This is a genomic window from Streptomyces sp. NPDC002788 (genome assembly GCF_053592115.1).
The window spans coordinates 1-25,931 of the sequence record NZ_JBSFVB010000019.1 but is presented as its reverse complement, the minus strand read 5'-3'; the positions used below and the strand labels follow the sequence as shown (position 1 = coordinate 25,931).

Annotated in this window: 25 protein-coding genes and 2 pseudogenes; 15 read left to right on the top strand and 12 right to left on the bottom strand. The window is 70.9% G+C overall.

The features are described 5' to 3' along the window. Positions 1 to 21: 21 nt before the first annotated feature. Both ACWD1U_RS29935 and ACWD1U_RS29930 read right to left on the bottom strand, forming a co-directional pair. A complete protein-coding gene (locus tag ACWD1U_RS29935) occupies positions 22 to 1,416 on the bottom strand; it encodes a metallopeptidase TldD-related protein (RefSeq protein WP_451112181.1) in 1,395 nt (464 codons plus the stop codon). Continuing rightward, positions 1,413 to 2,936, bottom strand: a complete 1,524-nt coding sequence (locus ACWD1U_RS29930) for a TldD/PmbA family protein (protein WP_451112180.1) — start codon at positions 2,934 to 2,936, stop codon at positions 1,413 to 1,415. Before ACWD1U_RS29930 ends, ACWD1U_RS29935 begins: the two co-directional genes overlap by 4 nt. Positions 2,937 to 3,209: 273 nt before the next feature. Here ACWD1U_RS29930 and fabG point away from each other — a divergent pair, with 273 nt between their 5' ends. From fabG to ACWD1U_RS29915, 3 genes are all read left to right on the top strand, one after another. Further along, positions 3,210 to 3,929 carry a 3-oxoacyl-[acyl-carrier-protein] reductase gene (fabG, locus tag ACWD1U_RS29925; RefSeq protein WP_451112179.1) on the top strand — a complete coding sequence of 240 codons (720 nt, stop codon included), beginning with the start codon at positions 3,210 to 3,212 and terminating at the stop codon, positions 3,927 to 3,929. A 5-nt stretch (positions 3,930 to 3,934) separates the two neighbouring features. After that, positions 3,935 to 4,702: an enoyl-ACP reductase FabI gene (gene fabI, locus ACWD1U_RS29920; protein WP_451112177.1), complete on the top strand. Its 768-nt coding sequence runs from the start codon at positions 3,935 to 3,937 to the stop codon at positions 4,700 to 4,702. A 160-nt stretch (positions 4,703 to 4,862) separates the two neighbouring features. Next, positions 4,863 to 5,213, top strand: coding sequence for a hypothetical protein (locus ACWD1U_RS29915; protein ID WP_451112175.1), 351 nt, complete (start codon positions 4,863 to 4,865; stop codon positions 5,211 to 5,213). On the opposite strand, the gene ACWD1U_RS29910 is transcribed toward ACWD1U_RS29915, so the two are convergent. After that, entirely contained in the window at positions 5,191 to 5,883 is a 693-nt protein-coding gene (locus tag ACWD1U_RS29910) for a FadR/GntR family transcriptional regulator (RefSeq protein ID WP_451112174.1), read from the bottom strand. The two genes, ACWD1U_RS29915 and ACWD1U_RS29910, sit on opposite strands and share 23 nt — an antisense overlap. Positions 5,884 to 5,953: 70 nt before the next feature. Here ACWD1U_RS29910 and ACWD1U_RS29905 point away from each other — a divergent pair, with 70 nt between their 5' ends. The 4 genes from ACWD1U_RS29905 (at position 5,954) to ACWD1U_RS29890 (ending at position 8,605) form a co-directional block, all read left to right on the top strand. Beyond that, positions 5,954 to 7,465, top strand: a complete 1,512-nt coding sequence (locus tag ACWD1U_RS29905) for an MFS transporter (RefSeq protein WP_451112172.1) — start codon at positions 5,954 to 5,956, stop codon at positions 7,463 to 7,465. Between the two features lie 68 nt (positions 7,466 to 7,533). Next, positions 7,534 to 7,650 (top strand): SGM_5486 family transporter-associated protein, encoded by a 117-nt coding sequence (locus ACWD1U_RS29900; RefSeq protein ID WP_451112170.1) that lies wholly within the window; start codon positions 7,534 to 7,536, stop codon positions 7,648 to 7,650. A 164-nt stretch (positions 7,651 to 7,814) separates the two neighbouring features. After that, a complete protein-coding gene (locus tag ACWD1U_RS29895) occupies positions 7,815 to 8,021 on the top strand; it encodes a hypothetical protein (protein ID WP_451112169.1) in 207 nt (68 codons plus the stop codon). 65 nt (positions 8,022 to 8,086) lie between these two features. Beyond that, complete coding sequence (locus ACWD1U_RS29890; protein WP_451112167.1) at positions 8,087 to 8,605, top strand: SixA phosphatase family protein; 519 nt, start codon at positions 8,087 to 8,089, stop codon at positions 8,603 to 8,605. 56 nt (positions 8,606 to 8,661) lie between these two features. On the opposite strand, the gene serB is transcribed toward ACWD1U_RS29890, so the two are convergent. Beyond that, entirely contained in the window at positions 8,662 to 9,888 is a 1,227-nt protein-coding gene (gene serB, locus ACWD1U_RS29885) for a phosphoserine phosphatase SerB (protein ID WP_451112165.1), read from the bottom strand. Positions 9,889 to 10,043: 155 nt separating this feature from the next. After that, positions 10,044 to 12,173 carry a streptophobe family protein gene (locus tag ACWD1U_RS29880; RefSeq protein ID WP_451112164.1) on the bottom strand — a complete coding sequence of 710 codons (2,130 nt, stop codon included), beginning with the start codon at positions 12,171 to 12,173 and terminating at the stop codon, positions 10,044 to 10,046. A 242-nt stretch (positions 12,174 to 12,415) separates the two neighbouring features. Between ACWD1U_RS29880 and ACWD1U_RS29875 the strand changes: the two genes are divergently transcribed. Further along, positions 12,416 to 14,953, top strand: coding sequence for an FHA domain-containing protein (locus ACWD1U_RS29875; RefSeq protein ID WP_451112163.1), 2,538 nt, complete (start codon positions 12,416 to 12,418; stop codon positions 14,951 to 14,953). A 92-nt stretch (positions 14,954 to 15,045) separates the two neighbouring features. Here ACWD1U_RS29875 and ACWD1U_RS29870 read toward each other — a convergent pair whose 3' ends face one another. The 3 genes and pseudogenes from ACWD1U_RS29870 to ACWD1U_RS29860 form a co-directional block, all read right to left on the bottom strand. Continuing rightward, entirely contained in the window at positions 15,046 to 15,762 is a 717-nt protein-coding gene (locus ACWD1U_RS29870) for a transglycosylase SLT domain-containing protein (RefSeq protein ID WP_451112161.1), read from the bottom strand. Between the two features lie 302 nt (positions 15,763 to 16,064). Further along, positions 16,065 to 16,398 (bottom strand): annotated as a pseudogene (locus ACWD1U_RS29865) (S-adenosylmethionine:tRNA ribosyltransferase-isomerase); the annotation flags it as partial. Continuing rightward, positions 16,397 to 16,680: pseudogene (locus ACWD1U_RS29860) on the bottom strand (SDR family NAD(P)-dependent oxidoreductase); the annotation flags it as partial. The pseudogenes ACWD1U_RS29865 and ACWD1U_RS29860, both read right to left, overlap by 2 nt. Positions 16,681 to 16,912: 232 nt before the next feature. Between ACWD1U_RS29860 and ACWD1U_RS29855 the strand changes: the two are divergent. From ACWD1U_RS29855 to ACWD1U_RS29845, 3 genes are all read left to right on the top strand, one after another. Then, positions 16,913 to 18,058 (top strand): GAF domain-containing sensor histidine kinase, encoded by a 1,146-nt coding sequence (locus tag ACWD1U_RS29855; RefSeq protein ID WP_451112159.1) that lies wholly within the window; start codon positions 16,913 to 16,915, stop codon positions 18,056 to 18,058. Next, positions 18,051 to 18,692 carry a response regulator gene (locus ACWD1U_RS29850; RefSeq protein ID WP_451112157.1) on the top strand — a complete coding sequence of 214 codons (642 nt, stop codon included), beginning with the start codon at positions 18,051 to 18,053 and terminating at the stop codon, positions 18,690 to 18,692. The genes ACWD1U_RS29855 and ACWD1U_RS29850 overlap by 8 nt, the downstream gene beginning before the upstream one ends. 156 nt (positions 18,693 to 18,848) lie before the next feature. Then, the gene (locus ACWD1U_RS29845; protein WP_451112155.1) at positions 18,849 to 19,091 is read left to right on the top strand and encodes a chaplin; all 243 of its coding nucleotides are present in this window, start codon (positions 18,849 to 18,851) and stop codon (positions 19,089 to 19,091) included. Between the two features lie 187 nt (positions 19,092 to 19,278). On the opposite strand, the gene ACWD1U_RS29840 is transcribed toward ACWD1U_RS29845, so the two are convergent. Further along, a complete protein-coding gene (locus ACWD1U_RS29840; RefSeq protein WP_451112153.1) occupies positions 19,279 to 20,064 on the bottom strand; it encodes a hypothetical protein in 786 nt (261 codons plus the stop codon). Positions 20,065 to 20,225: 161 nt separating this feature from the next. Between ACWD1U_RS29840 and ACWD1U_RS29835 the strand changes: the two genes are divergently transcribed. The 3 genes from ACWD1U_RS29835 (at position 20,226) to ACWD1U_RS29825 (ending at position 22,638) form a co-directional block, all read left to right on the top strand. Continuing rightward, entirely contained in the window at positions 20,226 to 21,023 is a 798-nt protein-coding gene (locus ACWD1U_RS29835; RefSeq protein ID WP_451112151.1) for an ABC transporter ATP-binding protein, read from the top strand. A gap of 94 nt (positions 21,024 to 21,117) precedes the next feature. Beyond that, positions 21,118 to 21,549, top strand: coding sequence for an NfeD family protein (locus ACWD1U_RS29830; RefSeq protein WP_451112149.1), 432 nt, complete (start codon positions 21,118 to 21,120; stop codon positions 21,547 to 21,549). A 132-nt stretch (positions 21,550 to 21,681) separates the two neighbouring features. Beyond that, a complete protein-coding gene (locus ACWD1U_RS29825) occupies positions 21,682 to 22,638 on the top strand; it encodes an SPFH domain-containing protein (protein ID WP_451112148.1) in 957 nt (318 codons plus the stop codon). A 56-nt stretch (positions 22,639 to 22,694) separates the two neighbouring features. On the opposite strand, the gene ACWD1U_RS29820 is transcribed toward ACWD1U_RS29825, so the two are convergent. The 3 genes from ACWD1U_RS29820 to ACWD1U_RS29810 all read right to left on the bottom strand — a co-directional run bounded on the left by ACWD1U_RS29820 (position 22,695) and on the right by ACWD1U_RS29810 (position 24,785). Further along, a complete protein-coding gene (locus tag ACWD1U_RS29820; RefSeq protein WP_451112146.1) occupies positions 22,695 to 23,201 on the bottom strand; it encodes an HNH endonuclease in 507 nt (168 codons plus the stop codon). Positions 23,202 to 23,409: 208 nt separating this feature from the next. Then, entirely contained in the window at positions 23,410 to 23,949 is a 540-nt protein-coding gene (locus ACWD1U_RS29815; protein ID WP_451112144.1) for a YbhB/YbcL family Raf kinase inhibitor-like protein, read from the bottom strand. Between the two features lie 53 nt (positions 23,950 to 24,002). Next, entirely contained in the window at positions 24,003 to 24,785 is a 783-nt protein-coding gene (locus ACWD1U_RS29810) for a sporulation protein (RefSeq protein WP_451112143.1), read from the bottom strand. A gap of 144 nt (positions 24,786 to 24,929) precedes the next feature. Here ACWD1U_RS29810 and ACWD1U_RS29805 point away from each other — a divergent pair, with 144 nt between their 5' ends. Beyond that, positions 24,930 to 25,571 carry a DNA-3-methyladenine glycosylase gene (locus ACWD1U_RS29805; RefSeq protein ID WP_451112141.1) on the top strand — a complete coding sequence of 214 codons (642 nt, stop codon included), beginning with the start codon at positions 24,930 to 24,932 and terminating at the stop codon, positions 25,569 to 25,571. The last annotated feature ends 360 nt before the right edge of the window (positions 25,572 to 25,931 follow it).

The window sequence follows — 25,931 nt, the reverse complement described above, 5'->3', positions numbered from 1 at the left end:
GAGTGACAGCCGCCTACGAGGTTATACGCCCTGGCTGACCGAGCTCATATTGAAATCAGGCACGCGCAGCGCGGGCATCGCCGCCCTGGTGAACCAGTCGCTCCACTCCCTGGGCAGCGTCTTCTCGGTCCGGCCGGCCTCCGTGGCCCGGCCGAGCACCCCGACCGGCGACTCGTTGAACCGGAAGTTGTTCACCTCGCCGGTCACCTCGCCGTTCTCCACGAGGTAGACACCGTCCCGGGTCAGGCCGGTCAGCAGCAACGTCGCCGGATCGACCTCGCGGATGTACCAAAGGCAGGTCAGCAGCAGCCCGCGCTCGGTGTTCGCGACCATCTCGTCCAGGGAGCGGTCCTCGCCCCCGTCCAGGACGATGTTGTCGATGCCCGGTGCCACGGGCAGCCCGGTCAGGGCGGCGCTGTGCCGGCTGGTCGTCAGGTGCCGCAGCTCGCCCTCGCGCATCCACTCGGTGGCCGCGAGCGGCAGCCCGTTGTCGAACACCGACTGGTCGCCCCCCGAGGAGTGCGCGATCACGAAGGGCGCGGACTCCAGGCCCGGCTCGTTCGGGTCGCTGCGCAGGGTCAGCGGCAGGCCGGTCAGCTTCTCGCCGACCCGCGTGCCGCCGCCCGGCTTGGAGAACACCGTGCGGCCCTCCACCGCGTCACGGCCCGACGCCGACCACATCTGGTAGATCAGCAGATCCGCCACGGCCGTCGGCGGCAGCAGCGTCTCGTAGCGCCCCGCGGGCAGCTCCACGCGCCGCTCGGCCCAGCCGAGGCGCACGGCCAGCTCGGTGTCCAGCGCCGCCGGGTCGACGTCCTTGAAGTCCCGTGTGGAGCGCCCGGCCCAGGCGGACCGGGTGCGGTCCGGCGACTTGGCGTTCACCTCCAGCGTCCCGTTCGGCTGGTCGTGCCGCAGCCGCAGCCCCGTGGACGTGCCGACGTACGTCGACACCAGCTCGTGGTTGGCGAAGCCGTACAGCTCGCGGCCGCCCGCACGGGCGCGTGCGAAGGCCTCACCGAGCGCCGGGGCGAAGTCGGCGAACACGGCGGAGGAGGTCTCCACGGGAGCCTCCGTGAACTCCGGCGCCACGGCCCCGCCCGTGACCAGCGGCTGCGCGTCCTCGGCGGGCCCGGCGCCGCGCGCGGCGGCCTCGGCGGCCCGCACCAGGGGTTCCAGCTCGTCGGCCGTCACCGCGGATCGTGACACGACCCCGGAGGCCGTGCCCTCCGTGCCGTCGACCGTGGCGATGACGGTGAGGGTGCGCCCGCGCGTGACACCGTTCGTGGTCAGGGTGTTGCCCGCCCAGCGCAGGTTGGCCGTGGACCGCTCGTCGGCGATGACGACACAGCCGTCGGCCCGGGACAGTTCGAGGGCGCGCTCGACGACCTCGTGCGGCTTGGTGGTGCGCGCGCTCATCGACCGGCCTCCTGCGTGGTGTTGAGAATGTTGACGCCCTTGAACAGGGCCGACGGGCAGCCGTGCGACACGGCGGCCACCTGGCCCGGCTGGGCCTTGCCGCAGTTGAAGGCGCCGCCCAGGACGTAGGTCTGCGGCCCGCCCACCGCGGCCATCGAGCCCCAGAAGTCGGTGGTCGTCGCCTGGTAGGCCACATCGCGCAGCTGCCCGGCGAGGCGTCCGTTCTCGATCCGGTAGAAGCGCTGGCCCGTGAACTGGAAGTTGTACCGCTGCATGTCGATCGACCAGGAGCGGTCGCCGACGACGTAGACGCCCCGCTCCACGCCCCCGATCAGATCCTCGGTCGACATGCCCGCCGGATCCGGCCGCAACGACACGTTGGCCATGCGCTGCACCGGCACGTGGCCGGGGGAGTCGGCGTAGGCGCACCCGTTGGACCGCTCGAAGCCGGTCAGCCTCGCGATCCGCCGGTCCAGCTGGTAGCCGACCAGCGTGCCGTCCTTCACCAGGTCCCAGGACTGCGCGGCGACGCCCTCGTCGTCGTACCCGATGGTGGCCAGGCCGTGCTCGGCGGTGCGGTCGCCGGTGACGTTCATCAGCTCCGAGCCGTAGCGCAACTTGCCCAGCTGGTCGAACGTGGCGAAGGAGGTACCGGCGTAGGCGGCCTCGTAGCCGAGCGCCCGGTCGAGCTCGGTGGCGTGCCCGATGGACTCGTGGATGGTCAGCCACAGGTTGGACGGGTCGACGACCAGGTCGTACAGGCCCGGCTGCACGCTCGGTGCGCGCATCTTCTCGGCGAGCAGCTCCGGGATCTGCTCCAGCTCGCTCTCCCAGTCCCAGCCGGTGCCCGTCAGGTACTCCCAGCCGCGTCCCACGGGCGGCGCGAGGGTGCGCATCGAGTCGAACTCGCCGCTGGACTCGTCCACCGACACGGCGTTGAACACCGGGTGGAGCCGCACGCGCTGCTGCGTGGTCACGGTCCCGGCCGTGTCGGCGTAGAACTTGTTCTCGTGGACGGTGAGCAGCGAGGCGTCGACATGGTCCACCCCCCGCGCCGCCAGCAGCCGCGCGCTCCACTCCGCGATCAGCCCGGCCTTCTCCTCGTCGGGCACGGTGAACGGGTCGATCTCGTACGACGAGATCCAGGTCCTGTCGGCGTGCACCGGCTCGTCGGCCAGCTCCACCCGCTCGTCCGACCCGGCCGCCTTGATCACCTGGGCGGACAGCTTGGCCATCGCCACCGCCTGCCCGGCGACCCGGGCGGCGGCGTCCAGGCTGAGGTCGACGCCGGAGGCGAATCCCCAGGTGCCGCCGTGCACCACCCGCACCGCGTACCCGAGGTCGGTGGTGTCCGACGACCCGGCGGGTTTGGCGTCCCGGAACCGCCAGGAGGCGTCTCGCACCCGCTCGAACCGGAAGTCCGCGTGCTCGGCACCCAGCGCACGCGCGCGTGCGAGGGCCGCGTCCGCGAGGGCGCGTAGGGGGAGGGCCGTGAAGGCCTCGTCGATGGTATGAGGCACCGCCGTCTCTTTCTGTCGAGGTGACCGTGGTTGCCGTGCTCTGTGACTGATCCGATCATGTCCTCCCTCCACGCCCGCGGGCCACGACTTTCCGGACCGAAGACCAAGGCTTTCTGTAGGGACCCGACAGTGAGTCCCGTACGCCACTGTCGGTGCCCGATTGTCCGCGAGCGTGCCCGGACCGATAGGTTTTCGAGGAAGCCGCCTGTCATCGCCGCCTGTCGTCCAGGCGCCCGGGGCGGGGAACCACACCGCTATCGAAAGGGTGATCCGTTGAGCCGCTCGGTTCTCGTCACCGGAGGCAACCGGGGCATCGGCCTCGCCATCGCCCGCGCTTTCGCCGATGCCGGCGACAAGGTCGCCATCACGTACCGCTCGGGTGAGCCGCCGGCCGCCCTGACGGAACTGGGCTGCCTGGCCGTCAGGTGCGACATCACCGACGCCGAGCAGGTGGAGCAGGCCTACAAGGAGATCGAGGAGGCCCACGGACCCGTCGAGGTCCTCGTGGCCAACGCCGGCGTCACCAAGGACCAGCTCCTGATGCGCATGTCCGAGGAGGACTTCACGTCCGTCCTCGACACCAACCTCACCGGCACCTTCCGTGTGGTCAAGCGCGCCAACCGCGGCATGCTGCGCGCCAAGAAGGGCCGTGTCGTGCTGATCTCCTCGGTCGTCGGGCTGCTCGGCTCCCCGGGCCAGGCCAACTACGCCGCCTCCAAGGCCGGCCTCGTCGGCTTCGCGCGCTCCCTCGCCCGTGAGCTGGGCTCGCGCAACATCACCTTCAACGTCGTCGCGCCCGGCTTCGTCGACACCGACATGACCAAGGCGCTGACCGACGAGCAGCGGTCCGGCATCGTGTCGCAGGTCCCGCTCGGCCGGTACGCCCAGCCGGAGGAGATCGCCGCGACGGTGCGGTTCCTCGCCTCGGACGACGCTTCGTACATCACTGGAGCCGTCATTCCCGTTGACGGCGGACTGGGAATGGGTCACTGATCATCATGAGCGGAATTCTCGAGGGCAAGCGCGTCCTGATCACCGGTGTGCTGACGGAGTCCTCCATCGCCTTCCACGCCGCCAAGCTGGCCCAGGAGCAGGGCGCCGAGATCATCCTCACGGCGTTCCCGCGGCCGACGCTGACCGAGCGCATCGCCAAGAAGCTGCCCAAGCCCACCAAGGTCATCGAGCTCGACGTCACGAACGACGAGCACCTCGGCCGGCTCGCCGACATCGTCGGCGAGGAGCTCGGCGGCCTCGAAGGGGTCGTGCACTCCATCGGCTTCGCCCCGCAGGACGCCCTCGGCGGCAACTTCCTCAACACGCCGTTCGAGTCGGTCGCCACGGCCATGCACGTCTCGGCGTACTCCCTGAAGTCGCTCACCATGGCCTGCCTGCCGCTGATGCAGAACGGCGGCTCGGTCGTCGGTCTGACCTTCGACGCGCAGTTCGCCTGGCCGCAGTACGACTGGATGGGCCCGGCCAAGGCCGCCCTGGAGGCCACCAGCCGGTACATGGCCCGCGACCTGGGCAAGCAGAACATCCGCTGCAACCTGGTCTCGGCCGGTCCGCTCGGCTCCATGGCCGCCAAGTCCATCCCGGGCTTCGGTGAGCTGGCCTCCGTGTGGGACTCCCGCTCCCCGCTGGAGTGGGACCTGAAGGACCCCGAGCCGGCCGGCCGCGGCATCGTCGCCCTGCTGAGCGACTGGTTCCCGAAGACCACCGGCGAGATCATCCACGTGGACGGCGGCCTGCACGCCATCGGTGCCTGATCTCCCGTACGACGTCGACGCCCCGTCCCCCGCAGCGCGCGGGGAGCGGGGCGTCACCCGTTCGGCCCATCCGGCGGGCGGGGCAGGCCGCAACTGGGCACTCTGGAGTACGCGTTTCACCACGCGATGCCCTCCCCAGCACGGCCGAGGAGGCCTCCTTGTGCGCTTGTCCCGCCGAACGGCCTCACTGTCCCTCGCCGTCGCCCTCGTCCTGACCCTGGCGTACGAAGCGGTGCCCCACGCGCGCGTGCCCGCCGCCGAGCCCGAGCCGGCGGACCCCTTCGGCGCGTCGTGCCGGATCCGTGTCACCGGCTCCGAGGTGACCGCCTACTGCCACAACCCGTACCCGGAGACGGACCGCGTGAGCCTGCACGTCGAGTGCGTCCGCTGGTGGGACATCGACACCGACAGCCTCCCGGTGGCCGCCGGGCCCGCGCAGACCGTGCGGCTGACGGGGCGCTGCTGGAAGGAAGTCGGCGAGGTGTGGGTCAGTCACCGGAAGGCGAGCTGATCCCGCCCGGGCGGCACAGGAACGGGTAGCGGGCGGCCTCCGCCGCCGCCTCGTCCGCGTCTCCCGCGCGGATCGCGTCGAGCATCCGCGCGTGGTCCATGTACGTCTCCGGCGTCAGCTCCTCGCCGACGTCCTCGCGCAGCCAGTCCCGCAGCACCTCGCCCAGATCCGCGTACATCGCGGTCATCACGTCGTTGTGGGAGGCGGACACCACGGCCAGGTGGAAGGTCGCGTCCGCGGTCACGAACGCCTCCGCGTCGCCCGACTCCCAGGCCTCCTCGCGACGCAGCAGCAACGCGTCGAGCTGCTTGAGGTCCTTCTCCGTGCGCCGCTCCGCGGCCAGCCGCGCGGCGGCCGACTCCAGCGTGGAGCGCAGTTCGGCGATGTGCCGGGGGTCGGCCTCGGCGAACCGCCGCTGCATCACACCGGCCAGCTCGCTCGTCGCCACGACGTACGTGCCGGAACCCTGGCGGATGTCCAGCAGGCCGTTGTGCGAGAGCGCGCGGACGGCCTCACGGACCGTGTTGCGGGCGACACCCAGCTGCTCGACGAGCTCCGGCTCGGTCGGGATGCGGGAGCCGACCGGCCACTCGCCCGAGGTGATCTGGGCCCGCAGCGCGGCGATGACCTGCTCGGAGAGCGCCGACCGGCGGGGATGGCTCAGGGGCATGGCTCACCTTCGCACGACCGGGGCGCCGGAGGGCAGCCGAGGAGTGGACAGTCAATCATCCCATGATTCTATGATGGGTCTCATGGCTGGTGAGGAAACCCGGACGATGGCGCCCCCGACCGTACGCAGCTCAGCCGCGCACGATGGCCGGGAACCCGGCGGCACGGCGACGCGCGCGTGGACGATGCGGCTGCTCGTCGCCGGCATCGTGCTCTCCGCGCTGAACCTCCGCCCCGCCATCACCAGCCTCGGCGCCCTCCTGGAGGAGGTCCGCGACGGGCTCGGCATGAGCGGCAGTTTCGCAGGGCTGCTCACGTCCGTGCCGCCGCTGTGCTTCGCCGTCTTCGGCGTCGCGGCCCCGCGGCTCGCCCGCCGCTTCGGATCGGGCGCCGTGGTGTGCGCCGGCATGGCAGCCATCGCCACCGGCCTGCTGATCCGGCCGTACGCCGGCGGCACGGCCGGCTTCCTGGCCGCCAGCGCGCTCGCGCTCATGGGCATCGCGGTCAGCAACGTCCTGATGCCGGTCATCGTCAAGCACTGGTTCCCCGGCCGCGTCGGGTCCATGACCGGCCTGTACTCGATGGCCCTCGCCCTCGGTACCGCCCTCGCGGCCGCCGTGACGGTGCCCCTGACCGACGCCCTCGGCGGGAGCTGGCAGTCGGGCCTGGCCCTGTGGGCGGGGCTCGCCGTGGCGGCGGTGGTGCCGTGGCTGCCGTTCGTACGCGGACGCCTGACTCCGCCCGGAGCGGCGGACCGGGCCGGAAGCGGGCCCGCTCGGTACACCCAAGCCGCGCCGAAGACACCGGCCCCCGCCGGGAGGGAACCCGCGCCGAAGACACCGGCCCTCGCTGGGACGGAACCCTCGGACGAGGAAGTCTCCGTCCCCACCGGTACGGAAACCACACGTGAGGACACCTCCGCCGTCCGCGGGACGGCCGCCGGCAGGGGGACCCCTGCCACCGCTGCGGCGGAATCCGCGCGCGAGGAGGCGCCGCAGCTGCGGATCACCCGGAGCCGTACCGCCTGGGCGCTGGCCGTGTTCTTCGGGCTCCAGGCCACCGCCGCCTACATCACCATGGGCTGGATGGCGCAGATCTTCCGTGACGCCGGTGTTCCGGCGAACACCGCGGGGCTGCTCCTGGCGGTGACCATGGTGATGGGCGTGCCCTTGGCCTTCGTCATTCCCCGCCTGGCCACACGGCTGCCGCACCAGGGCCCCATCGTGATCGCCCTCGGCGTCTGCGGCCTCGCCGGATACGCCGGGCTGTACCTCGCGCCCGCCGCCGGCGCCTGGGCCTGGGCCGTGCTGCTCGGCATCGCCAACTGCGCCTTCCCGCTCGCCCTCACCATGGTCGGCATGCGGGCCCGGACCGGCCCGGGTGTCGCCCAGCTGTCGGCGTTCGCGCAGAGCACCGGCTACCTGATCTCCATCCCGGGGCCGCTCCTGGTGGGCGTCCTCTACCAGCACAGCGGCGGCTGGGGTCTGCCGATCGCGCTGATGAGCGCCCTGATGGTCCCGCAGATGGTGGTGGGTGTCCTGGCGGGGCGGGACCGGACGGTGGAGGACGAGGCGGGCCGCTGAGCCCGGCCACGGGGCGGTTTCCGGGGGCCGGGGCGTCCGGCGGGTCCGCCGGGTGCGACACTTGCCCCATGCCAGTGCTCGACCCGAATCCCCAGCACGGTCAGAGGAAGATGCTGCTCGTGTTCGGCGCGTTCTTCGCGATCTTCATCGTCATCGCCGTCATCGCGACCCTCGCCTCGCCATGACCGGCCCTCACCCGGCCCATGGTGGGGCTGGCCCCCCTGTCCCCTAGGGGGTGAGGGTCAGGGTCAAGTGGGTGGATCACCGGATGGGTTGGCGGCCGTGGATTCCGTAGCTTCGAGAGGTGACCGCGAGACGGCCACCGACCACTCGGAGAGCGGAGGCACCCATGCCGGCCCCCACGCACCCCCGGCCCCACCCGGCGACCCGGGCCGCAGCCGGCAGCCGGCTGCCCTGGTGGGCGCTCGCCCTGCCCGTGCTGGCCTTCACCGCCCTGCTCGCCCTGATCCTCGACCCCTCCGACGCCCACGCGGCCACCGGTGACCCCGCGATCACCCACCTCTTCGAACGCCTTGAGCAGCTGACAGCCCGCTGAACACGGCCGAAGCCGGTGGTCAACTCCCTGCGCCCCTTGGCGTGTTTCATGCGAAGCTGGATCTCATGAGCGTCGCAGAACCCCGCAGGATTGTCCTCTTCCGCCATGCGAAAGCCGACTGGCCGCAGGTGACCGATCACGAGCGTCCGCTCGCCGACCGGGGCCGAATGGACGCGGCGGAGGCCGGGCGCAGGCTCGCCGACACCGGCCTCTCCTTCGACCTGGCCCTGTGCTCCACCGCGGTCCGGACCCGGGAGACCTGGAAGCTCGCCGTCCAGGAGTTCCCGCAGCGGCCGAAAACCGTCTACGAGGAGCGGATCTACGAGGCCTCGCCGGGTGAGCTGATCGCCGTGCTCAACGAGACGCACGACGACATCCAGAACGTCCTCATGATCGGCCACAACCCGGGCATCGAGGGCCTCGCCGACGTCCTGGCGGGCTCGGCCGACGGCGACGCCCGCGAGCGGATGGCCCGCCGCGGGTTCCCGGCCGCCGCCTTCGCCGTCGTGTCGTTCAACGGCTCGTGGAAGAGCCTGGAGCCGGGCGTGGGCACGCTGGGGGACTACTGGGCGCCGTCCGAGTGACGATCTCCGCACGAGGGGCCCGGCACCGGTGCGGTGCCGGGCTCTGACCATCTGGTTCAGACCGTGCCGGGGGTGTCCGCCGCCTCGACCTCTTCGCGCGTGATGCCCAGCAGGTACAGGACGGTGTCCAGGAACGGGAAGTTCACCGCGGCGTGCGCGGCCTCGCGCACCACCGGCTTGGCGTTGAAGGCGACCCCCAGACCGGCCGCGTTCAGCATGTCCAGGTCGTTCGCACCGTCACCGATCGCCACGGTCTGCGACAGTGGCACACCCGCCTCCGCGGCGAACCGGCGCAGCAACCGGGCCTTGCCCGCGCGGTCGACGATCTCGCCGGTGACCTTGCCGGTGAGCTTCCCGTCGACGATCTCCAGCGTGTTGGCGTGCGCGAAGTCCAGCCCGAGCCGCTCCTTCAGATCGTCCGTGACCTGGGTGAACCCGCCCGAGACGACACCGACTTGGTAGCCGAGCCGCTTCAGCGTACGGATCAGGGTGCGGGCGCCCGGCGTCAGCCGCACCTCGCTGCGGACCTTGTCCACGACCGAGGCGTCCAGACCCTCCAGCAGCGCCACGCGCGCGTGCAGGGACTGCTCGAAGTCCAGTTCCCCGCGCATCGCCGCCGCCGTCACCTCGGCGACCTTGTCCTCGCACCCGGCGTGCGCGGCGAACAGCTCGATGACCTCGTCCTGGATGAGTGTGGAGTCGACGTCCATGACGACCAGACGCTGCGCGCGGCGGTACAGACCGGCCGCCACGACCGCCACGTCGATGCCGAGCTTCGCCGCGTCGGTCGCCAGGGCCGTGCGCAGGGGCTCCGTCTCCACGCCGGAGACCGCGAACTCGACGGCGGTGACGGGGTACTTGGCGAGGCGGAAGATACGGTCGATGTTGCCGCCGGTCTGCGTGATCCGCGCCGCTATCGCCGCCGTCGCCTCCGCGGTGAGCGGATGCCCGAGCACGGTGACCAGAGAGCGGCCGAGACCGCGCGGCCGGTTGTCGCCGAGGCCGGAGATGATCTCGGCCTGCATCTTCATCGACTCGGCCCAGCTGTGGACGGTCGCCCGCAGATCCCCCTCGAGCCCGGCCGGCGGCTCGGTCACGAGCGCGCACAGCACCATCCGTCCGCGGGTGACGACCTGCTCGATGTCGACGACGTCGACGGAGTAGGCGGCGAGGGTGTCGAAGAGACCGGCCGTGATGCCCGGCCTGTCCTTGCCGAAGATCTTGACAAGGAGAGTGGGGACGTCGGCAGGGACGTCGGAAGACGAGGTCTGCGAAGCGCTCATGGTGGTTCCACCGTATCCGGCGGCCGGCGCACACCGCCCCCGAGGTCCGTCTGGCGGACAGCGAACAGTGGGTGTCGCGCCGGTGGCGGGAGTCTCACGCAGGGTGCCGTCTCCTGTTACCCGCGGGGAGGGAGTGGCGGGAAGCAGCGCGTGTTTCACCTTCCGCCACGTGGTCTCCGCGGCGGTGGGGGAGGGGGTGGCGGGGGCGGCGGTCCGCCGTCCGGCCGGGCCGGTGGCCCGTTGCCGTTCCTCGGCCCCGGGGACTGGCGGGGACCGCGGGGAGGAGGGCCCACGGGCCGGACGACGGTGGGGGAGCCGTGGATGCCGCCGTCATCGGGGGCCGTGCTCTCGTCGCCCGGGCGGACTTCGTCCGACGGCCCGGCGTCGTCGTACGCCCGGTACTCCGACGGATTGTCCGACGGCGGCTCCTCGTCGGCGGGCCGTGTGTCCCCCGGCCCCCGCAGTTCGTCCGGGACCCGGAGGTAAGGATTGGTGGACGGGTTGGGCGGCCGGTACGGCACACCCGGCGCGTAGGGTCCGGCTTCCTCCGGGTGCGGCGCCCGCTCACCTCCCGTCGCGCCCCGGGGCCGGCCCCGCCCGGCATCAGCCTCATACGCCCCTGGCCTTGCCTGACCGGCACTCTCGTCGTTCCCGGGCCGAGCCGCACCGGCCCCCGGCCCGGCCCGCCTGATGGCATCGTCATGCCCCGGCCACGCCGCACCGCCCCCGGACCCGGCCTGCCTGGCGTCCTCATCGTGCCCGGGCCGAGCCGCACCACCCCCCGACCCCGCCTGCCGGGCATACTCGCCGTACCCCGGCCCCACCTCGGCGATCCCCGGCCCGGCCCGCGCAACCCCCGGCCGGGCCCCTGCCTCACCGACCGCGCCCGGCACCCCGCCCCGGGCCAACACCGCAGCCGAGCGCCCCGCCGCCCCGCACCCCCAGGCGAGCAGCGCCCCCGCAGCCCCGGCCCCCGCGCCCCACACCGCGCCCAGCAGCAGGGCCATGCCGAGGTCCCCTCGCAGGGTGAGGCCCGCGCCGAACGCGTCGAAGCCGAGGACGGACAGGGAGGCGCTCACGGACACGTCCGTGAGCCAGGCCTGCAACGGCAGGGCGAGCGCGGTCGCGACTCCCAGCCGCAGTGCACAGCGGCCCGCGAAACCAAACGCACCCGAACCCCCCTGTGCTTCCACCCCCACCGGTGTCCGCGCCGCCGCCAACACCCCCGCCAGCAGCATCGACGCCGCCGCCGCCGCCCCCAGCAGCCACACCCGCCCGTCCAGCTCGGCCAGCCGCCCCAGCGTCACCGGCTGGTCGGTCCCGGCCCCGAGCAGGCCGTCCAGGGGATCGGGCAGGAACCGGGTCGGTTCGCCCGTCGCGCGTCCGTCCCACGGCACGAGCAGGCCGATCGGGACGCCCAGCCACACCCCGTTCGGCGCCCCGAGCAGTGCCGCGCCGGCGATGCGCTTCGGACGGTCGTCGCCGACCGCCGCGTACGCCGCCGCCGCGAGACCCGCCGCCACGGCCACCAGCAGCACGGTCACGACCGCGGACGCGGCCGGCCGCACCACCCGGTGCACGGCCTCCCAGCCCCGCGGCAGCGGCGTGCGGCGGGAGGCCAGCAGGGCGACGAGAAGGACGCCGGCCGACCACCCGAGGCCGCCGAGCAGCGTCGGGGCGGTGTCGACCGTGAAGCCGACGGCGGCCTGCGCGCCGGCCAGGTCGCCGAGCCGGTCCGGCAGCAGCCCCCCGACGTCCCCCGGTCCGGGAATCTCCAGGCCGCCCCCGCCGGTCATGTCGTCCAGCCCCAGCGACCCTCCGTCGATCGTGATGACATCGTGCCCCGCCCACGCCAGCCCGCCCAGCATCGCCACGAACAGCGCGACCACCGCGCCCGCCCGCGCGAGGAGTTCGGCCCGGGAGATCACAACTCCCGCGGCACGCAAGGACCGCAGGAAGAACCACGACAGCAGCACCGCCCCGACCAGGCTCACTCCCAGTGGCGTGATCTCGATGGCCGTGTCCGCCTCCGCGCCCGTGAGGCCGAACGCGGAGACGTCACCGGAGGGCGTGACCGAACCACCCGCCCCGAGAGCCACCACCGCCGCGGTCATCGGCCCCAACGAACCGGCCGTGTCCGCCTCCAGCAGCCGTAGGCCCAGCGCCGCCGTCCCCGCCATCCCGATCAACGCCCAGCTCACGGCGGCGACGGCGGACATCAGCACGTCCCCCCACGGCACGCGAGCGTCGTCCCTCGCCGGTCCGACCTCTGTGGCAGCACCCATGGCAGACCCCCCCGATCCGCGACGCGGCGGGAACACCGCGCATGTCCCCCGCGCGTCGAAATACCACTCTCCGGCCCGTTTTCAACCCCGTCAACGGAAACGGCCGATGCGCCTGTGTACGGATTCCACAAGGCCCGACTTTCGGTCAGGGGGCCGCTGCTGAAATAGTTCCCCCCGATGTTCGACATCCCTAGACTCCCCAAGTCGGGGGCAACTCGGGGGACAACTCAGTGGGGCATGGAGTGCCGGAACTCGTACTGGAATCAAACGGACGTACCTGGACGCTCGATCCGTCCAGGGCATACACCCTCGGACGTGATCCGCAGGGGGACGTCGTCTTCGACGACGCCAGGGTCTCCTGGCGTCACGCCACGGTCAGCTTCAACGGCCGCAGTTGGGTCATCGAGGACCACGGAAGCACCAACGGCACGTTCGTGCGGGGGCAGCGGATCCATCAGACGGAGCTCGGCCCCGGCTCAGCGGTGAACCTGGGCAACCCGACCGACGGCCCGCGCCTGAACCTGTCCGGTGCCCCGGCCGATATCGCCGCACCGCAGGCTCAGCTTCGGCAGCAGCCGTACGTTGCTCAGGGCGCGAACGCGGGATGGGCCCAGCAGGCCCCTGCCCAGCAGCCGCACCAGCAGGCGGCGGCACATCAGCAACAGGCCCCGCAGGCCGGCTGGCAGCAGCAGGCGGCGGCGCAGATCCCGCAGCAGCAGGGCCCCGGCGGTGTCGCGGGGGCACCGCCGGTCCACGGCGACCGCAGCCCGACCACGTTCCACGAGTTCTCCTTCGGCCGCGTGATGCGCATCGGCCGTGCCCTGGAGAACGAACTGGTCGTCTCCGACCTGCAGGTCTCCCGGCACCACGCAGAGTTCCACGCCACGCCCGACGGGCGCATGGAGATCCGCGACCTCGGCTCCCACAACGGCACGTACGTCAACGGCCAGCCGATCGCCAAGGGTGGTTCGCAGCTGCTCGGCCCGACCGATGTCGTCGGCGTCGGCCACTCGACGTTCCGTATCGTCGGCGACCGGCTCGAGGAGTTCGTCGACACCGGTGAGGTGTCCTTCTCCGCCCGCCATCTGACCGTCACGGTCGACGGCGGCAAGCAGATCCTCAAGGACGTCTCCTTCGGCGTCCCGGAGAAGTCGCTGATCGCGGTCATCGGCCCGTCCGGCTCCGGCAAGTCCACCCTGCTCAAGGCACTCACCGGCTATCGGCCCGCCAACCAGGGCGAGGTCCTCTACGACAACCGGAACCTGTACAAGCAGTTCGCCGAGCTGCGCCAGCGCATCGGTCTGGTCCCGCAGGACGACATCCTGCACAAGGAACTGACCGTCAAGAAGGCCCTCAAGTACGCGGCCAAGCTCCGCTTCCCGGCGGACACCACGGCCGCCGAGCGCGAGGCCCGCATCGACGAGGTGCTGCGCGAGCTGAAGCTCGACATCCACAAGGACAAGAAGGTCACCTCCCTGTCCGGCGGCCAGCGCAAGCGCGTCTCCGTGGCCCTGGAGCTGCTGACCAAGCCGTCGCTGATCTTCCTGGACGAGCCGACCTCCGGCCTCGACCCGGGCATGGACCGCGATGTCATGCAGTTGCTGCGCGGCCTCGCCGACGACGGCCGTACGGTTCTCGTCGTCACCCACTCGGTGGCCGAGCTGGCGCTGTGCGACAAGCTCCTCGTGATGGCGCCGGGCGGTGCCGTCGCCTACTTCGGTCCGCCCGAGGAAGCGCTGAACTTCTTCGGCTACGACACCTGGGCCGATATCTTCTCCGCCTTCGAGAACTACCGCGACTACGACTGGGCGGGCCGCTGGAAGGGCTCGCAGCACTACCAGATGTACGCCGCGGACCTCGACGCCGTGGCGCCGCAGTCCGTACAGGTTCAGCCGATGCAGGCGATGAAGCCGCCGAAACCGCAGGGCTGGATGTCCCAGTTCGTCACGCTGGTCCGACGCTATGTGTCGGTGATCGCGTCCGACAAGGGCTTCCTGGCGCTGATGGTGATCCTTCCGGCCGTGCTCGGCGCGGTGAGCCTGCTCATCGACGCGGACAAGGGCCTGCTGCCGAACCCCGCCAACCCGCAGACCGGCCGGATCATCCCGAACGGCACGGCCACCACGGTCCTGCTGATCCTCGCCGTCGGCGCCTGCTTCGCGGGCGCGGCCAACTCGGTCCGAGAGCTGATCAAGGAGCGGGTCATCTACGAGCGGGAGCGCGCGACCGGCCTGTCCCGCTCGGCGTACCTGATGTCGAAGGTGTTCGTGCTCGGCATGATCACCGTGCTCCAGGGCCTGCTGGTCGGCGTCATCGGCTTCTCCAGCCGCGAGATCCCCGAGGAGGGCCTGGTCTTCGGCAGCGCCACGCTGCTTGAGCTGTCCGTCCCGATCATGGCGCTGGGCTTCACCTCGATGATGTTCGGCCTGATCATCTCGGCGCTGGTGAAGACCGCCGAGAAGACCATGCCGCTGCTGGTGATGTTCGCGATCATCCAGGTCGTCTTCACCGGATGCCTGTTCACGCTGCACGGCTCGATCGGCGCCAACCAGTTCTCGTTCCTGATGCCGTCCCGCTGGGCGGTCGCCGCATCCGGTGCCACGCTGGACTTCAACAAGATCAGCCCGCCCGAGACGGCCGGCGACACCGACCCGTTGTGGGAGCACACGGTCGGGGCCTGGGCCATGGACATGGGCGCGCTTGTCGCGCTCGGCGTGATCTGCGGCTTCTTCGTGGCCCGCTTCCTGCGCCGCCACGAACCCGAGGTCATGCGCAAGTAGTCACCGCTCCACCCGCGCCCGAAGGGCGGCACCCCGCCAGGAGGGTGCCGCCCTTCGGCGCTCGTTCAGCGAAGCAGAGGTCCGCGCCGGCCTCAGTACGCGCTGTTGACGTTGTCCATCGAGCCGTACTTGTCGGCCGCGTAGTTGCAGGCGGCGGTGATGTTGGCTACCGGGTCGTAGATGTCCCAGGAGGTGCCGGGGACGTGCCAGTGCTTGAAGGTCGGCGGGATGACCTGCAGCAGGCCCTTCGACGGGATGCCGTTGATGGCGTTGATGTCCCAGTTGTTGATCGCCCTCGGGTTACCCGAGGACTCCCGGATGATGTTGCGCTTGATGCCCTCGTAGGAGCCGGGAATCCCGTGCTTCTTCATGACGTCGAGCGACTCGCGGATCCAGCCGTCGAGGTTGTTCGGGTAGCTCTTCTTGACCGCGGCGCGCTTGGCGTCGCGGCTCGCGGCCTCCTTGGCCTTGCGCGCGGCCTCGGCCTTCTTCTTCGCCGCCTCGGCGGCGGCCTTCTTCTTGGCGGCGGCCGCGGCGTCGGCCTTCTTCTTCGCCGCGATCTGCTCCGCCTTCAGGCTGGCACCGGCCATCTGGTCGGTCACGCTCGCCTTGACGTCCTTGATCTGCTGGGTGCTGTACGCCACCGCAGCCGGCTGAGCGGCCTCGGTCGTGGTCTTGGTCGAGGCACCACTCGGCACCGCGGAGAACCCGATGGCGGCGGCGCCGAGGGTGGCGACACCCGCCATGGCGATCTTGTGGTGACGCGTCAGGCTTCGACTGTGAACACGGCTGAAGATGTTCTTGGGCATGGTGGTGTGGACCTCTTCGAATAGCGCGGGAGTCGCTCGGCGTCCGGCGTTGGACTCGGTGTGTTTCCGACACGAACGCCGCGGGGAAGAACCCACGGCGCTGAGCGACAGCAGCAATTCTTAGCGGCCGCAAAATGGCGTGGCAAAGGTGTGACGTACGAAAGGAGATAGTGGATCAGGGAGGGGCAAATCGGTGCAGACTGGACTGTATGCGCCGCTCAATAGGTGCGGCTTTGTCTCCTACGTCCTTTCGTACGTGACGTGCGTCCTATGCGCGGGCTCACATCGCCCGACGCGGGTTCTCACCACCAGTTGCACAAGCGATGCTCTGTGTGAGGGGTCTTCACGGCAGTACGAGGTGCACGTCCCCGAACTCGTGCCACAGGTACCGGCCCTGGGGCGTAGCCCCGTGACCACGCTCGATCGCCACCCGGCCCGCCACCGCCTCCAGCATCAGCAGATGGGAGGCCTCCGGCTCTGCAGGCCGGTCAGCAGCCCGTCCACCACCCGCCTCCCACGCTCCGGCGTCACCACCGCGGTCCACCCCGCCCGCGCCCGTACGACCCCGTCAGCGCCCGCGGCCGACTCCACGGACAGCACCGCCGTCGTCCCCACCGCCACGACCCGGCCCCCACCGCACCAGCGGCTCGGCGCCCAGCGCGCTCGCGTTGAGCACCAGCAGGTCCACCCGCCCAGCCGCCACGCCGCCGACACCGGCTCCGCCCGGTGCGCTGCGTCCGAGACGTACCGGGGCAGGGCGGTCACGCGCGTGCCGTACGCGCAAAGGGCCCCCGGCCGCGTCCGCCGGCGCCTCGGCGCCCCTGGCGTCGAGCACCAGGTCGCAGCCCCGCTCGGCCAGGGCCTTCGCGAGCGCCCGGCCCAGGCCCTTCGGGCCCCGGTGATGATCGCAACCGGCATGATCCGCTCCCCCGTCGTGATCGCGTGCCCTCAACCCGGGAACGAGGTGCCCGGACCGCCTCCGACGCCGGCCGCAACCCACCGGGTCCCTTCGTCTGCGCCACCGGCCCGCCGGCCCCGGACCTACGTCACCACGCCGACCGCCTCCGCCCCGCGACCTAGGCCCACCGGACCGGGCGCCCGCCGCCACCGGTCCGATCCGGGCTGCCACACCCGCCGGTACGGTGAGGACATGAGTCACGGTCCCCGGTCCGGCCTCGCCGCGGTCAGCTCCGCGTTGCTGGCCATGAGCAGGCATCTCGAGGTGCGCGACGTCCTCAAGACGATCGTCGCCTCGGCCCGTGAGCTGCTCGACGCGCAGTACGCCGCGCTCGGCGTCCCGGACGACCACGGCGGCTTCGCCCAGTTCGTCGTCGACGGCGTCAGCGAGGAGCAGTGGAAGGCCATCGGCCCGCTCCCGCGCCAGCACGGCATCCTCGCCGCGATGCTGCGCGAGGCCAGGTCCGAGCGTCTCGCCGACGTCCGCAAGGACCCCCGCTTCGAGGGCTGGCCGAAGGCCCACCCGGACCTGGTCGACTTCCTCGGCCTGCCGATCCGCGACGGCGACGAGGTGATCGGCGCGCTCTTCCTGGCCAACAAGAACTGCCCGAGACCGGAAGGCGGTTGCGGCTTCACGGCGGACGACGAGGAACTGCTCGGCATCCTCGCCCAGCACGCGGCGATCGCCCTCACCAACGCCCGCCTCTACGAACGCAGCCGCGAGCTCACCATCGCCGAGGAGCGCTCCCGCCTGGCCCACGAACTGCACGACGCGGTCAGCCAGAAGCTCTTCTCCCTCCGCCTGACCGCCCAGGCCGCGGCCCGCCTGGTGGACCGGGACCCCTCCCGCGCCAAGGGCGAACTCCAGCAGGTGGCGGCCCTTGCCGCCGAGGCCGCCGACGAACTGCGGGCAGCCGTCGTCGAGTTGCGCCCCGCCGCCCTCGACGAGGACGGTCTCGTCGCTACCCTGCGGACACAGATCCACGTTCTAGACCGCGCCCACAGCGCGCGCGTCACCTTCACCGGCCACGGCGTGAGGGCCCTGCCGGCCTCCCAGGAGGAGGCCGTCCTGCGCGTTGCCCAGGAGGCGCTGCACAACGCCCTGCGCCATTCCGGCGCCGACCACGTCGACGTGACCCTGGACCGTCACGGCAACGGCGCCGTCCTGCGGGTCACGGACGACGGCAGCGGCTTCGATCCGAGCGCGGTCCGCCGCGCGGGGCGCCATCTCGGCCTGGTCTCGATGCGGGACCGGGCGAGCGGGGCCGGCGGCACACTGACCGTGGAATCGGCGCCCGGCAAGGGCACCACGATAGAGATGGAGGTCCCCGGTGGCTGACGCAATCAAGGTGCTGCTCGTCGACGATCACCAGGTCGTCCGCCGGGGCCTGCGCACCTTCCTCGAGGTGCAGGACGACATCGAGGTCATCGGCGAGGCGGCCGACGGCGCCGAAGGAGTCGAGCGCGCCGAGGAGTTGAAGCCCGACGTCATCCTCATGGACGTCAAGATGCCGGGCATGGACGGCGTCGACGCCCTGCGCAGACTCCGTGAACGCGGCAACCCCGCGCGCGTGCTGGTCGTCACCAGCTTCACCGAGCAGCGCACCGTGGTCCCGGCCCTGCGAGCGGGCGCCGCCGGATACGTCTACAAGGACGTCGATCCCGACGCCCTCGCCGGAGCCATCCGCTCGGTCCACGCCGGGCACATCCTCCTCCAGCCGGAGGTCGCCGGTGCCCTGCTCTCCCAGGAGGAGGCCAACTCGGGCCCCGGGAGGGCCGGTTCGCTCACCGAGCGGGAGCGCGAGGTGCTCGGCCTGATAGCGGACGGCCGCTCCAACCGGGAGATCGCCCGCGCGCTGGTCCTCTCCGAGAAGACCGTCAAGACCCACGTCTCCAACATCCTGATGAAACTGGACCTGGCCGACCGGACCCAGGCCGCTCTGTGGGCCGTTCGCCACGGCGTGACCGGCTGACGCCCGCACCTCACGGCAGCGCGGACGGTTCCATTCCGGACCGAGATTCATACTGTCGTGGGAACGTCCCTCATATGGCGCAACCTCGGTGGATCCCCACCGTTCTCCAGTGCGTGCCGCGGCGCCTGCCGCGGCAATCGCAAGGAGGGCTCAGAAGTGAAGAACCTGAAGAAGGCAGCGGCCGTGACGATGGTGACCGGTGGCCTGCTGGCCGCGGGGGCGGGCATGGCCTCCGCCACCAGCGCGCACGCCGACGGCCAGGCCGTGGGCTCCCCGGGCGTCGGCTCGGGCAACGTCGTCCAGGCCCCGGCGCACGTCCCGGTCAACGTCTCCGGCAACAGCGTGAACGTCGTCGGGGTCCTGAACCCCGCCTTCGGCAACCTCGCCGTCAACCACTGACGCTCCGCCTCCGTCTCCGAGCCGGAGGTGACACCGGCCTCCCGGTCCTGCCCGGGAGGCCGGTCGGCTCAGCTGCGGGAACTCGTGCCGTTCGGGCGGCACGGGTGGGCGCAGCGGCGCCCCGCAGCGCCGGGTTGCGCACCCACCCGACTCGGGCAGCAACACCGAGCACCCGCACAGCGCCCCGTCATCGCACCCCCCGCTCCCGCTCCTCCACAACGGAGTTGTACGCCGCGACCTGCGCCCTGCGCGCCGTCCGCTCCACCGGCCGCAACGCCTCCCGCCGCGCGGCGATCTCGGACGCACTCACCGCACCCCCGTGCCCGCTCTCCGTCGCCACAGCGATGAGCGTCCCCACCCGCTGCGCCAACTCCAGCACCCGCACCGCCCGCGGCGGATATCCGGGCGCCAACACCTCCCGCCCCCGCTCGGCCCGGGCCCGATACGCGTCCACCGCAGCCTCCGCCACCGGCCCCGACCCGGCCACATCCAGCCGCGACAGCACCTCGGTCGCCTCCCGCAGGGCCTCCGCGAGCTCCCGTTCCGCCTCACCCAGCGAGGGCACGTCCGCCGGCGGCGTCTCCCGCACCGGCAGTACGTACCACACCACTTCGACCTGCACACCCTCAGGTCCGGCCTCGTACACGTCCGGTACCAGCCCGTAGGCGGCCCCGTGACAGACCGCCGCCTCCTCGGCCTCCAGCGCCCGCGCGTTGAACTCCGGCGGCCCGCTCAGCCCCAGGGGGTGCCCCGGCGCGGGCAGCGCCACCCGCAGACCGGTCACCCCGAGCGTCCGCAGCCGCCCCAGCGCGAGCGTCAGACCGACCTGGCCCGACTCACCCGGTAGCCCCTCCACCCGGTGCACCGCGTCCTCACCGACGATGGCGAGCACCGCGTCATCCGGAGAGACAAGTCCGGCCAAAAGGGCATTTCCCCAAGCTGCGAGACGTCCAGCGCGTGGTTCCGAGAGCATGCCCCCACCCTAGGACCCTCCAAGGACCGGACCGAGGGAATGGCCGGACCGACCGGTGGCGTAGATTTCATGGAGGCCCGCGCCCACCGGCGCGGCGGACCGAGCCACAGGCGTACGCGACAGCCGAGACCGGCCACACTGCAAGGGGAGACAACGCGCTCATGAGCGATGTTCTGGAGCTTCAGGACGTATCCGTGGTCCGTGAGGGCCGGGCTCTGGTGGACCAGGTCTCCTGGTCGGTCAAGGAGGGCGAGCGCTGGGTCATCCTGGGCCCGAACGGCGCCGGCAAGACCACCCTCCTGAACCTCGCTTCCACCTACCTCTTCCCCAGCTCGGGCAGCGCCGCCATCCTCGGCGAGACCCTCGGCAGGCCCGGCACGGACGTCTTCGAGCTGCGCCCCCGCATCGGCATGGCCGGCATCGCCATGACCGAGAAGCTCCCCAAGCGCCAGACGGTCCTGGAGACGGTCCTGACCGCCGCGTACGGCATGACCGCCACCTGGCACGAGGACTACGAGGAGATCGACGAGCGGCGCGCCCGCGCCTTCCTCGACCGCCTCGGCATGAGCGACTACCTGGAGCGCAGGTTCGGCACCCTCTCCGAGGGCGAGCGCAAGCGCACCCTCATCGCCCGCGCCCTCATGACCGACCCCGAGCTGCTCCTCCTCGACGAGCCCGCCGCAGGCCTCGACCTCGGCGGCCGCGAGGACCTCGTCCGCCGCCTCGGCCGCCTCGCCCGCGACCCCATCGCCCCCTCGATGCTCATGGTCACCCACCACGTCGAGGAGATCCCGCCGGGCTTCACCCACGTCCTCATGATCCGCCAGGGCAAGGTCCTCGCCGCCGGTCCGCTGGAGCTCGAACTCACCTCCCGAAACCTCTCCCTCTGCTTCGGCCTCCCGCTCGTCGTCGAACAGTCGGGCGAGCGCTGGACCGCCCAGGGCCTCCCGCTGTCCTGACCCGGTCCTCCCCCACACAAATCCCAGGGCGAGTACGGGATTTCACACCGAGGGCGCCCTGTCGGCGACAGGACCCGCGACCTACCATGACCATGTGGAAATCGACGCATGGCTGTGGTGGCTGATCGGCGCGACAGCGCTCGGCATCGCGCTCGTGGTCACCGCGATGCCCGAACTCGGCATGCTGGCGGTGGGCGCCATCGCCGCGGCGGCGGCCACCGGCGTCTTCGGCGGCGGGGCCGTCGCCCAGGTCGTGGTCTTCGCCGTCGTCTCGACCGCGGGCATCGCCGTCGTACGCCCCATCGCGAACCGGCATCGTGCTCAACGACCCCAATTCGCCACCGGTGTGGACGCGTTGAAAGGAAGACAAGCCGTCGTCCTGGAACGCGTCGACGCCTCCGGCGGCCGGATCAAACTCGCCGGAGAGGTCTGGTCGGCCCGCGCCCTCGACACCGGCCGCGCCTACGAAGTGGGCGAGGAAGTGGATGTCGTGGACATCGAGGGAGCCACCGCGATCGTCATGTGACCTCGCACGACGTAACTGGTGAGAACTCCTCGCTAGGTACGCGACGGTCTGTCAGACTCGACCAGCAAGATCTTCGACAACCATAAGATCTGCCGAAGGCGCCGAAGCGAAGAAGGGACACGGGCAACGACGATGGAACCGGTCATCATCGTCCTGATCATTCTGGTGGTGTTGGTCTTCATCGCCCTGATCAAGACGATTCAAGTCATTCCGCAGGCCAGCGCGGCCATCGTCGAGCGCTTCGGCCGCTACACGCGGACACTCAACGCGGGCCTCAACATCGTCGTCCCGTTCATCGACACCATCCGCAACCGCATCGACCTGCGCGAACAGGTCGTCCCTTTCCCGCCCCAGCCGGTGATCACCCAGGACAACCTGGTGGTCAACATCGACACGGTCATCTACTACCAGGTGACCGACGCGCGGGCCGCGACGTACGAGGTCGCCAGCTACATCCAGGCGATCGAGCAGCTCACCGTCACCACGCTCCGCAACATCATCGGTGGCATGGACCTGGAGCGGACCCTGACCTCCCGCGAGGAGATCAACGCGGCCCTGCGCGGTGTCCTCGACGAGGCGACCGGCAAGTGGGGCATCCGCGTCAACCGTGTCGAACTCAAGGCGATCGAACCGCCCACCTCCATCCAGGACTCGATGGAGAAGCAGATGCGCGCCGACCGCGACAAGCGCGCCGCGATCCTGCAGGCCGAGGGTGTCCGGCAGTCCGAGATCCTGCGCGCCGAAGGCGAGAAGCAGTCCCAGATCCTGCGCGCCGAAGGTGAGGCCAAGGCCGCCGCCCTGCGCGCCGAAGGCGAGGCCCAGGCCGTCCGGACGGTCTTCGAGGCCATCCACGCCGGCGACCCGGACCAGAAGCTCCTCTCCTACCAGTACCTCCAGATGCTCCCGAAGATCGCCGAAGGCGACGCCAACAAGCTCTGGATCGTCCCCAGCGAAATCGGCGACGCGCTCAAGGGACTCTCCGGCGCCATGGGCAACTTCGGAGGCATGGGCGGCGGTTCCGGCGGTAACTCAGGCGCGTCCGGCGGCGTCCCCGCCCAGGAACGCCGCGAGAAGCCGTCCATCGACTGACCCGACACGCGAGAAGGGGCCCGCTTCCCAGGGAAGCGGGCCCCTTCACGCGTCGGCTAGGCCGCCGGCTGGGCCAGCCATTCCGGCAGCGCGTCGAAGTCGTCCTGCCCCAGCGCCAGCAGCATCGCGTCCGCCGGAGTCGGCTCGAACGGTTGCCGCAGCAGCGGCATTCCCGCCTCCTCCGGAGTCCGGTTCGCCTTGCGGTGGTTGTCCTCCGCGCACGAGGCCACCGTGTTCAGCCACGAGTCCTGCCCACCCTGCGACCGCGGCACCACGTGGTCCACGGTCGTCGCCCGCCGCCCGCAGTACGCGCACCTGTGACGGTCCCGGACCAGCACACCCCGCCTCGACCACGGCGCTTGTCTTCGGAACGGCACCCGCACGTAGTGGCAGAGCCTGATCACACGCGGCGCCGGTATGTCGACCGCCGCTCCCCGCATCCGCAGTTCGGGGTGGGCCTGCTCGACGACGGCCTTGTCCTGAAGCACCAGAACGACGGCTCGGTTCAACGTCACCGTCGACAGCGGCTCGAAGCTCGCGTTCAGTACCAGCGTGTCCCGCATACCAGCCCACCTCCCGTGTGCACCGGCCCACCCCCTGGCGGGCTGGATCAACTCTGGCCGGGCACGCCGAGATGGACAACGCAATATCTGCTGCTCCCGCGGGGGGTGACCCCCGCGACCCCCGGCAACAAAAATGCCCGCTCCTGATCAATTCCAAGACCAGGAGCGGGCAAACGTTCCGTGAACGCCGGGATCGCCGGGCGGATGCTCAACCCTCGGCGGGCACCTCGTACTCACCGATCAGCTGGGCCCGCCCGATCGTGTGGAACCGCAGGTTGAAACCGACGACGGCGGGAGACGCGTCCGCGTCCGGCCCCAGCTTCTCCTGGTCCACGGCGTACACCGTGAACACATACCGGTGCGGACCGTCCCCGGGCGGCGGCGCTGCCCCGCCGAAGTCCTTGCTGCCGAAGTCGTTGCGAGCGTGGACCGCACCCTCGGGCAGGCCTTCGAACGTGCCGCTGCCCGCGCCCACCGGCAGCTCGGTCACCGACGCCGGGATGTCGAACAGCACCCAGTGCCAGAACCCGCTGCCCGTCGGGGCATCCGGGTCGTAGCAGGTCACGGCGAAGCTCTTGGTCTCGAGTGGGAAACCCTCCCACCGCAGATGCGGCGAGGTGTTGCCGGCCGCGTGGACCTGAGCGTCCTGGAGCGTCGCACCCTCCTCGACGTCCTTGCTCGTCACCGTGAACGACGGCACAGGCGGATGGAAGTCGTGGGGGAGCGGCCGCCGCTTGAGCTCGGTCACCTCGGTACCTCCTGGATCGTTCTTGCAGTTGACCCCGAGCCTACGGCCTGTCCCTAGAACCAGTTGCGCTTGCTGCCGACCTCCGAGAGCCACTGGTTGAGGTAGGCGGCCCAGTCGGTCCCCTGGTAGTCGTGGAGCCCCACCTGGAAGGACCGGAAGGTGTCGCTGCTCTCGCTGAACAGCCCCGGCTTCTTGTCCATCTCGAGCACCACGTCCATGGCGTGCTCGTCGGCGACGAAGCTCAGCTCGACCTGGTTCAATCCCCGGTACTGCTGAGGCGGGTAGAACTCGATCTCCTGGTAGAACGGCAGCTTCTGCCGCGTACCCCGGATGAGACCGCGCTCCATGTCCGCGTTCTTGAAGCGGAAGCCCAGCTGGATGAACGCGTCCAGGATCGCCTTCTGCGCGGGCAGCGGGTGCACGCTGATCGGGTCCAGGTCACCGGAGTCCACGGCCCGCGCGATCTCCAGCTCGGTGGTGACACCGATGTGCATCGCCCGCAGGGGCTGCCCGTCGATCATCGTGATCGGCGTCTCCCACGGGATCTCCAGCCCGAACGGCACCGCGTGCACCGCGTTCGCCTGCAGCTCGAACGCCCCGCCCAGCCGCGACTTCGTGAACTCGATGTCCTGCTTGTACTCCTGGTCGCCGCTCTCCACCTCGACCTTGGCCTGCAGTCCGACCGACAGCCCCTCGATCTGCTGGTTGACGGACCCGCCCTGGATCCGCACCTCACCCTGGACGACACCGCCGGGCACGACGTTGACCTCGTGCAGCACCGTCTCGACCGAAGCCCCGCCGGCCCCCAGACTCGCGAGCAGCTTCTTGAACGCCATGTCTCTCCCTCTCGCCCACAACGGGTGGATCCTTGATCCGTACAAACGCGATCCGGACGTGGCCGGTTCCCTTGCCCACCCTGGCAAGGCCGGTGCCCGACGGCCACCCCGCGGCACCACCCGTCTCCAGTACCCTCGGACGGCATGATCGCGACCCCCGACCGTACGCCCCTGCCCAGGGAGTTCTTCGACCGGCCCGTCCTCGATGCAGCCCCCGACCTCCTGGGCCGCATCCTGGTACGCAGCACCCCGGACGGTCCGATCGCCCTCCGCCTCACCGAGGTGGAGGCCTACGACGGCGCCGACGACCCCGGCTCCCACGCCTACCGTGGCCGCACGGCCCGCAACGGCGTGATGTTCGGTCCGCCCGGGCACGTCTACGTCTACTTCACCTACGGCATGTGGTTCTGCATGAACCTGGTGTGCGGCCCCGAGGGCAAGGCGAGCGCGGTCCTGCTCCGCGCGGGCGAGATCATCGAGGGCGCCGAACTCGCCCGTACCCGTCGACTCTCGGCCCGCAACGACAAGGAACTGGCCAAAGGCCCCGCCCGCCTCGCCACGGCCCTGGACGTGGACCGCTCCCTCGACGGCACGGACGCGTGCACCACCGACGACACTCCGCTCCGCATGCTCACCGGCACTCCGGTGCCCGCCGACCAGGTGCTCAACGGCCCCCGGACCGGTGTCGCCGGCGAAGGTGCCGTGCATCCCTGGCGCTTCTGGGTCGCCAACGACCCGACGGTGAGCCCGTATCGGGCCCATGTCCCGAGGCGCCGCCGAAGTTGACGCGCCCAGGCGGGGTGCGTAATGTGGCCCGAGCCGCTTGAACCGGGTACGGCGATCGCCTGCAGCGGGAAGCGGCCAAACCACTACCTAGCGACTCCCCTCAGCAGGGGCGGATTCGGCGTGCTCGCATGCCTGAATTCAACTCCGGCGGACTCGATTATGAGTTGGACGGGGAATCGGCTAACGTAGTGAATGTCGAAAGGCCGACGGGCGAAAGCCCGGGTCGGACGGCAAATCCCGCCGACAGGGAATCGGATCGAAAAAGGATCTGATAGAGTCGGAAACGCAAGACCGAAGGGAAGCGCCCGGAGGAAAGCCCGAGAGGGTGAGTACAAAGGAAGCGACCGTTCCTTGAGAACT

What these genes read in the sequence shown, in the direction of transcription:
- ACWD1U_RS29935 (WP_451112181.1), bottom strand. Translation starts at nt 1,416, where the DNA reads ATGAGCGCGCGCACCACCAAGCCGCACGAGGTCGTCGAGCGCGCCCTC.
- fabI (WP_451112177.1), top strand. Translation starts at nt 3,935, where the DNA reads ATGAGCGGAATTCTCGAGGGCAAGCGCGTCCTGATCACCGGTGTGCTG.
- ACWD1U_RS29910 (WP_451112174.1), bottom strand. Translation starts at nt 5,883, where the DNA reads ATGCCCCTGAGCCATCCCCGCCGGTCGGCGCTCTCCGAGCAGGTCATC.
- ACWD1U_RS29905 (WP_451112172.1), top strand. Translation starts at nt 5,954, where the DNA reads ATGATGGGTCTCATGGCTGGTGAGGAAACCCGGACGATGGCGCCCCCG.
- ACWD1U_RS29900 (WP_451112170.1), top strand. Translation starts at nt 7,534, where the DNA reads ATGCCAGTGCTCGACCCGAATCCCCAGCACGGTCAGAGGAAGATGCTG.
- ACWD1U_RS29895 (WP_451112169.1), top strand. Translation starts at nt 7,815, where the DNA reads ATGCCGGCCCCCACGCACCCCCGGCCCCACCCGGCGACCCGGGCCGCA.
- ACWD1U_RS29890 (WP_451112167.1), top strand. Translation starts at nt 8,087, where the DNA reads ATGAGCGTCGCAGAACCCCGCAGGATTGTCCTCTTCCGCCATGCGAAA.
- serB (WP_451112165.1), bottom strand. Translation starts at nt 9,888, where the DNA reads ATGAGCGCTTCGCAGACCTCGTCTTCCGACGTCCCTGCCGACGTCCCC.
- ACWD1U_RS29880 (WP_451112164.1), bottom strand. Translation starts at nt 12,173, where the DNA reads ATGGGTGCTGCCACAGAGGTCGGACCGGCGAGGGACGACGCTCGCGTG.
- ACWD1U_RS29870 (WP_451112161.1), bottom strand. Translation starts at nt 15,762, where the DNA reads ATGCCCAAGAACATCTTCAGCCGTGTTCACAGTCGAAGCCTGACGCGT.
- ACWD1U_RS29855 (WP_451112159.1), top strand. Translation starts at nt 16,913, where the DNA reads ATGAGTCACGGTCCCCGGTCCGGCCTCGCCGCGGTCAGCTCCGCGTTG.
- ACWD1U_RS29840 (WP_451112153.1), bottom strand. Translation starts at nt 20,064, where the DNA reads ATGCTCTCGGAACCACGCGCTGGACGTCTCGCAGCTTGGGGAAATGCC.
- ACWD1U_RS29835 (WP_451112151.1), top strand. Translation starts at nt 20,226, where the DNA reads ATGAGCGATGTTCTGGAGCTTCAGGACGTATCCGTGGTCCGTGAGGGC.
- ACWD1U_RS29825 (WP_451112148.1), top strand. Translation starts at nt 21,682, where the DNA reads ATGGAACCGGTCATCATCGTCCTGATCATTCTGGTGGTGTTGGTCTTC.
- ACWD1U_RS29820 (WP_451112146.1), bottom strand. Translation starts at nt 23,201, where the DNA reads ATGCGGGACACGCTGGTACTGAACGCGAGCTTCGAGCCGCTGTCGACG.
- ACWD1U_RS29810 (WP_451112143.1), bottom strand. Translation starts at nt 24,785, where the DNA reads ATGGCGTTCAAGAAGCTGCTCGCGAGTCTGGGGGCCGGCGGGGCTTCG.
- ACWD1U_RS29805 (WP_451112141.1), top strand. Translation starts at nt 24,930, where the DNA reads ATGATCGCGACCCCCGACCGTACGCCCCTGCCCAGGGAGTTCTTCGAC.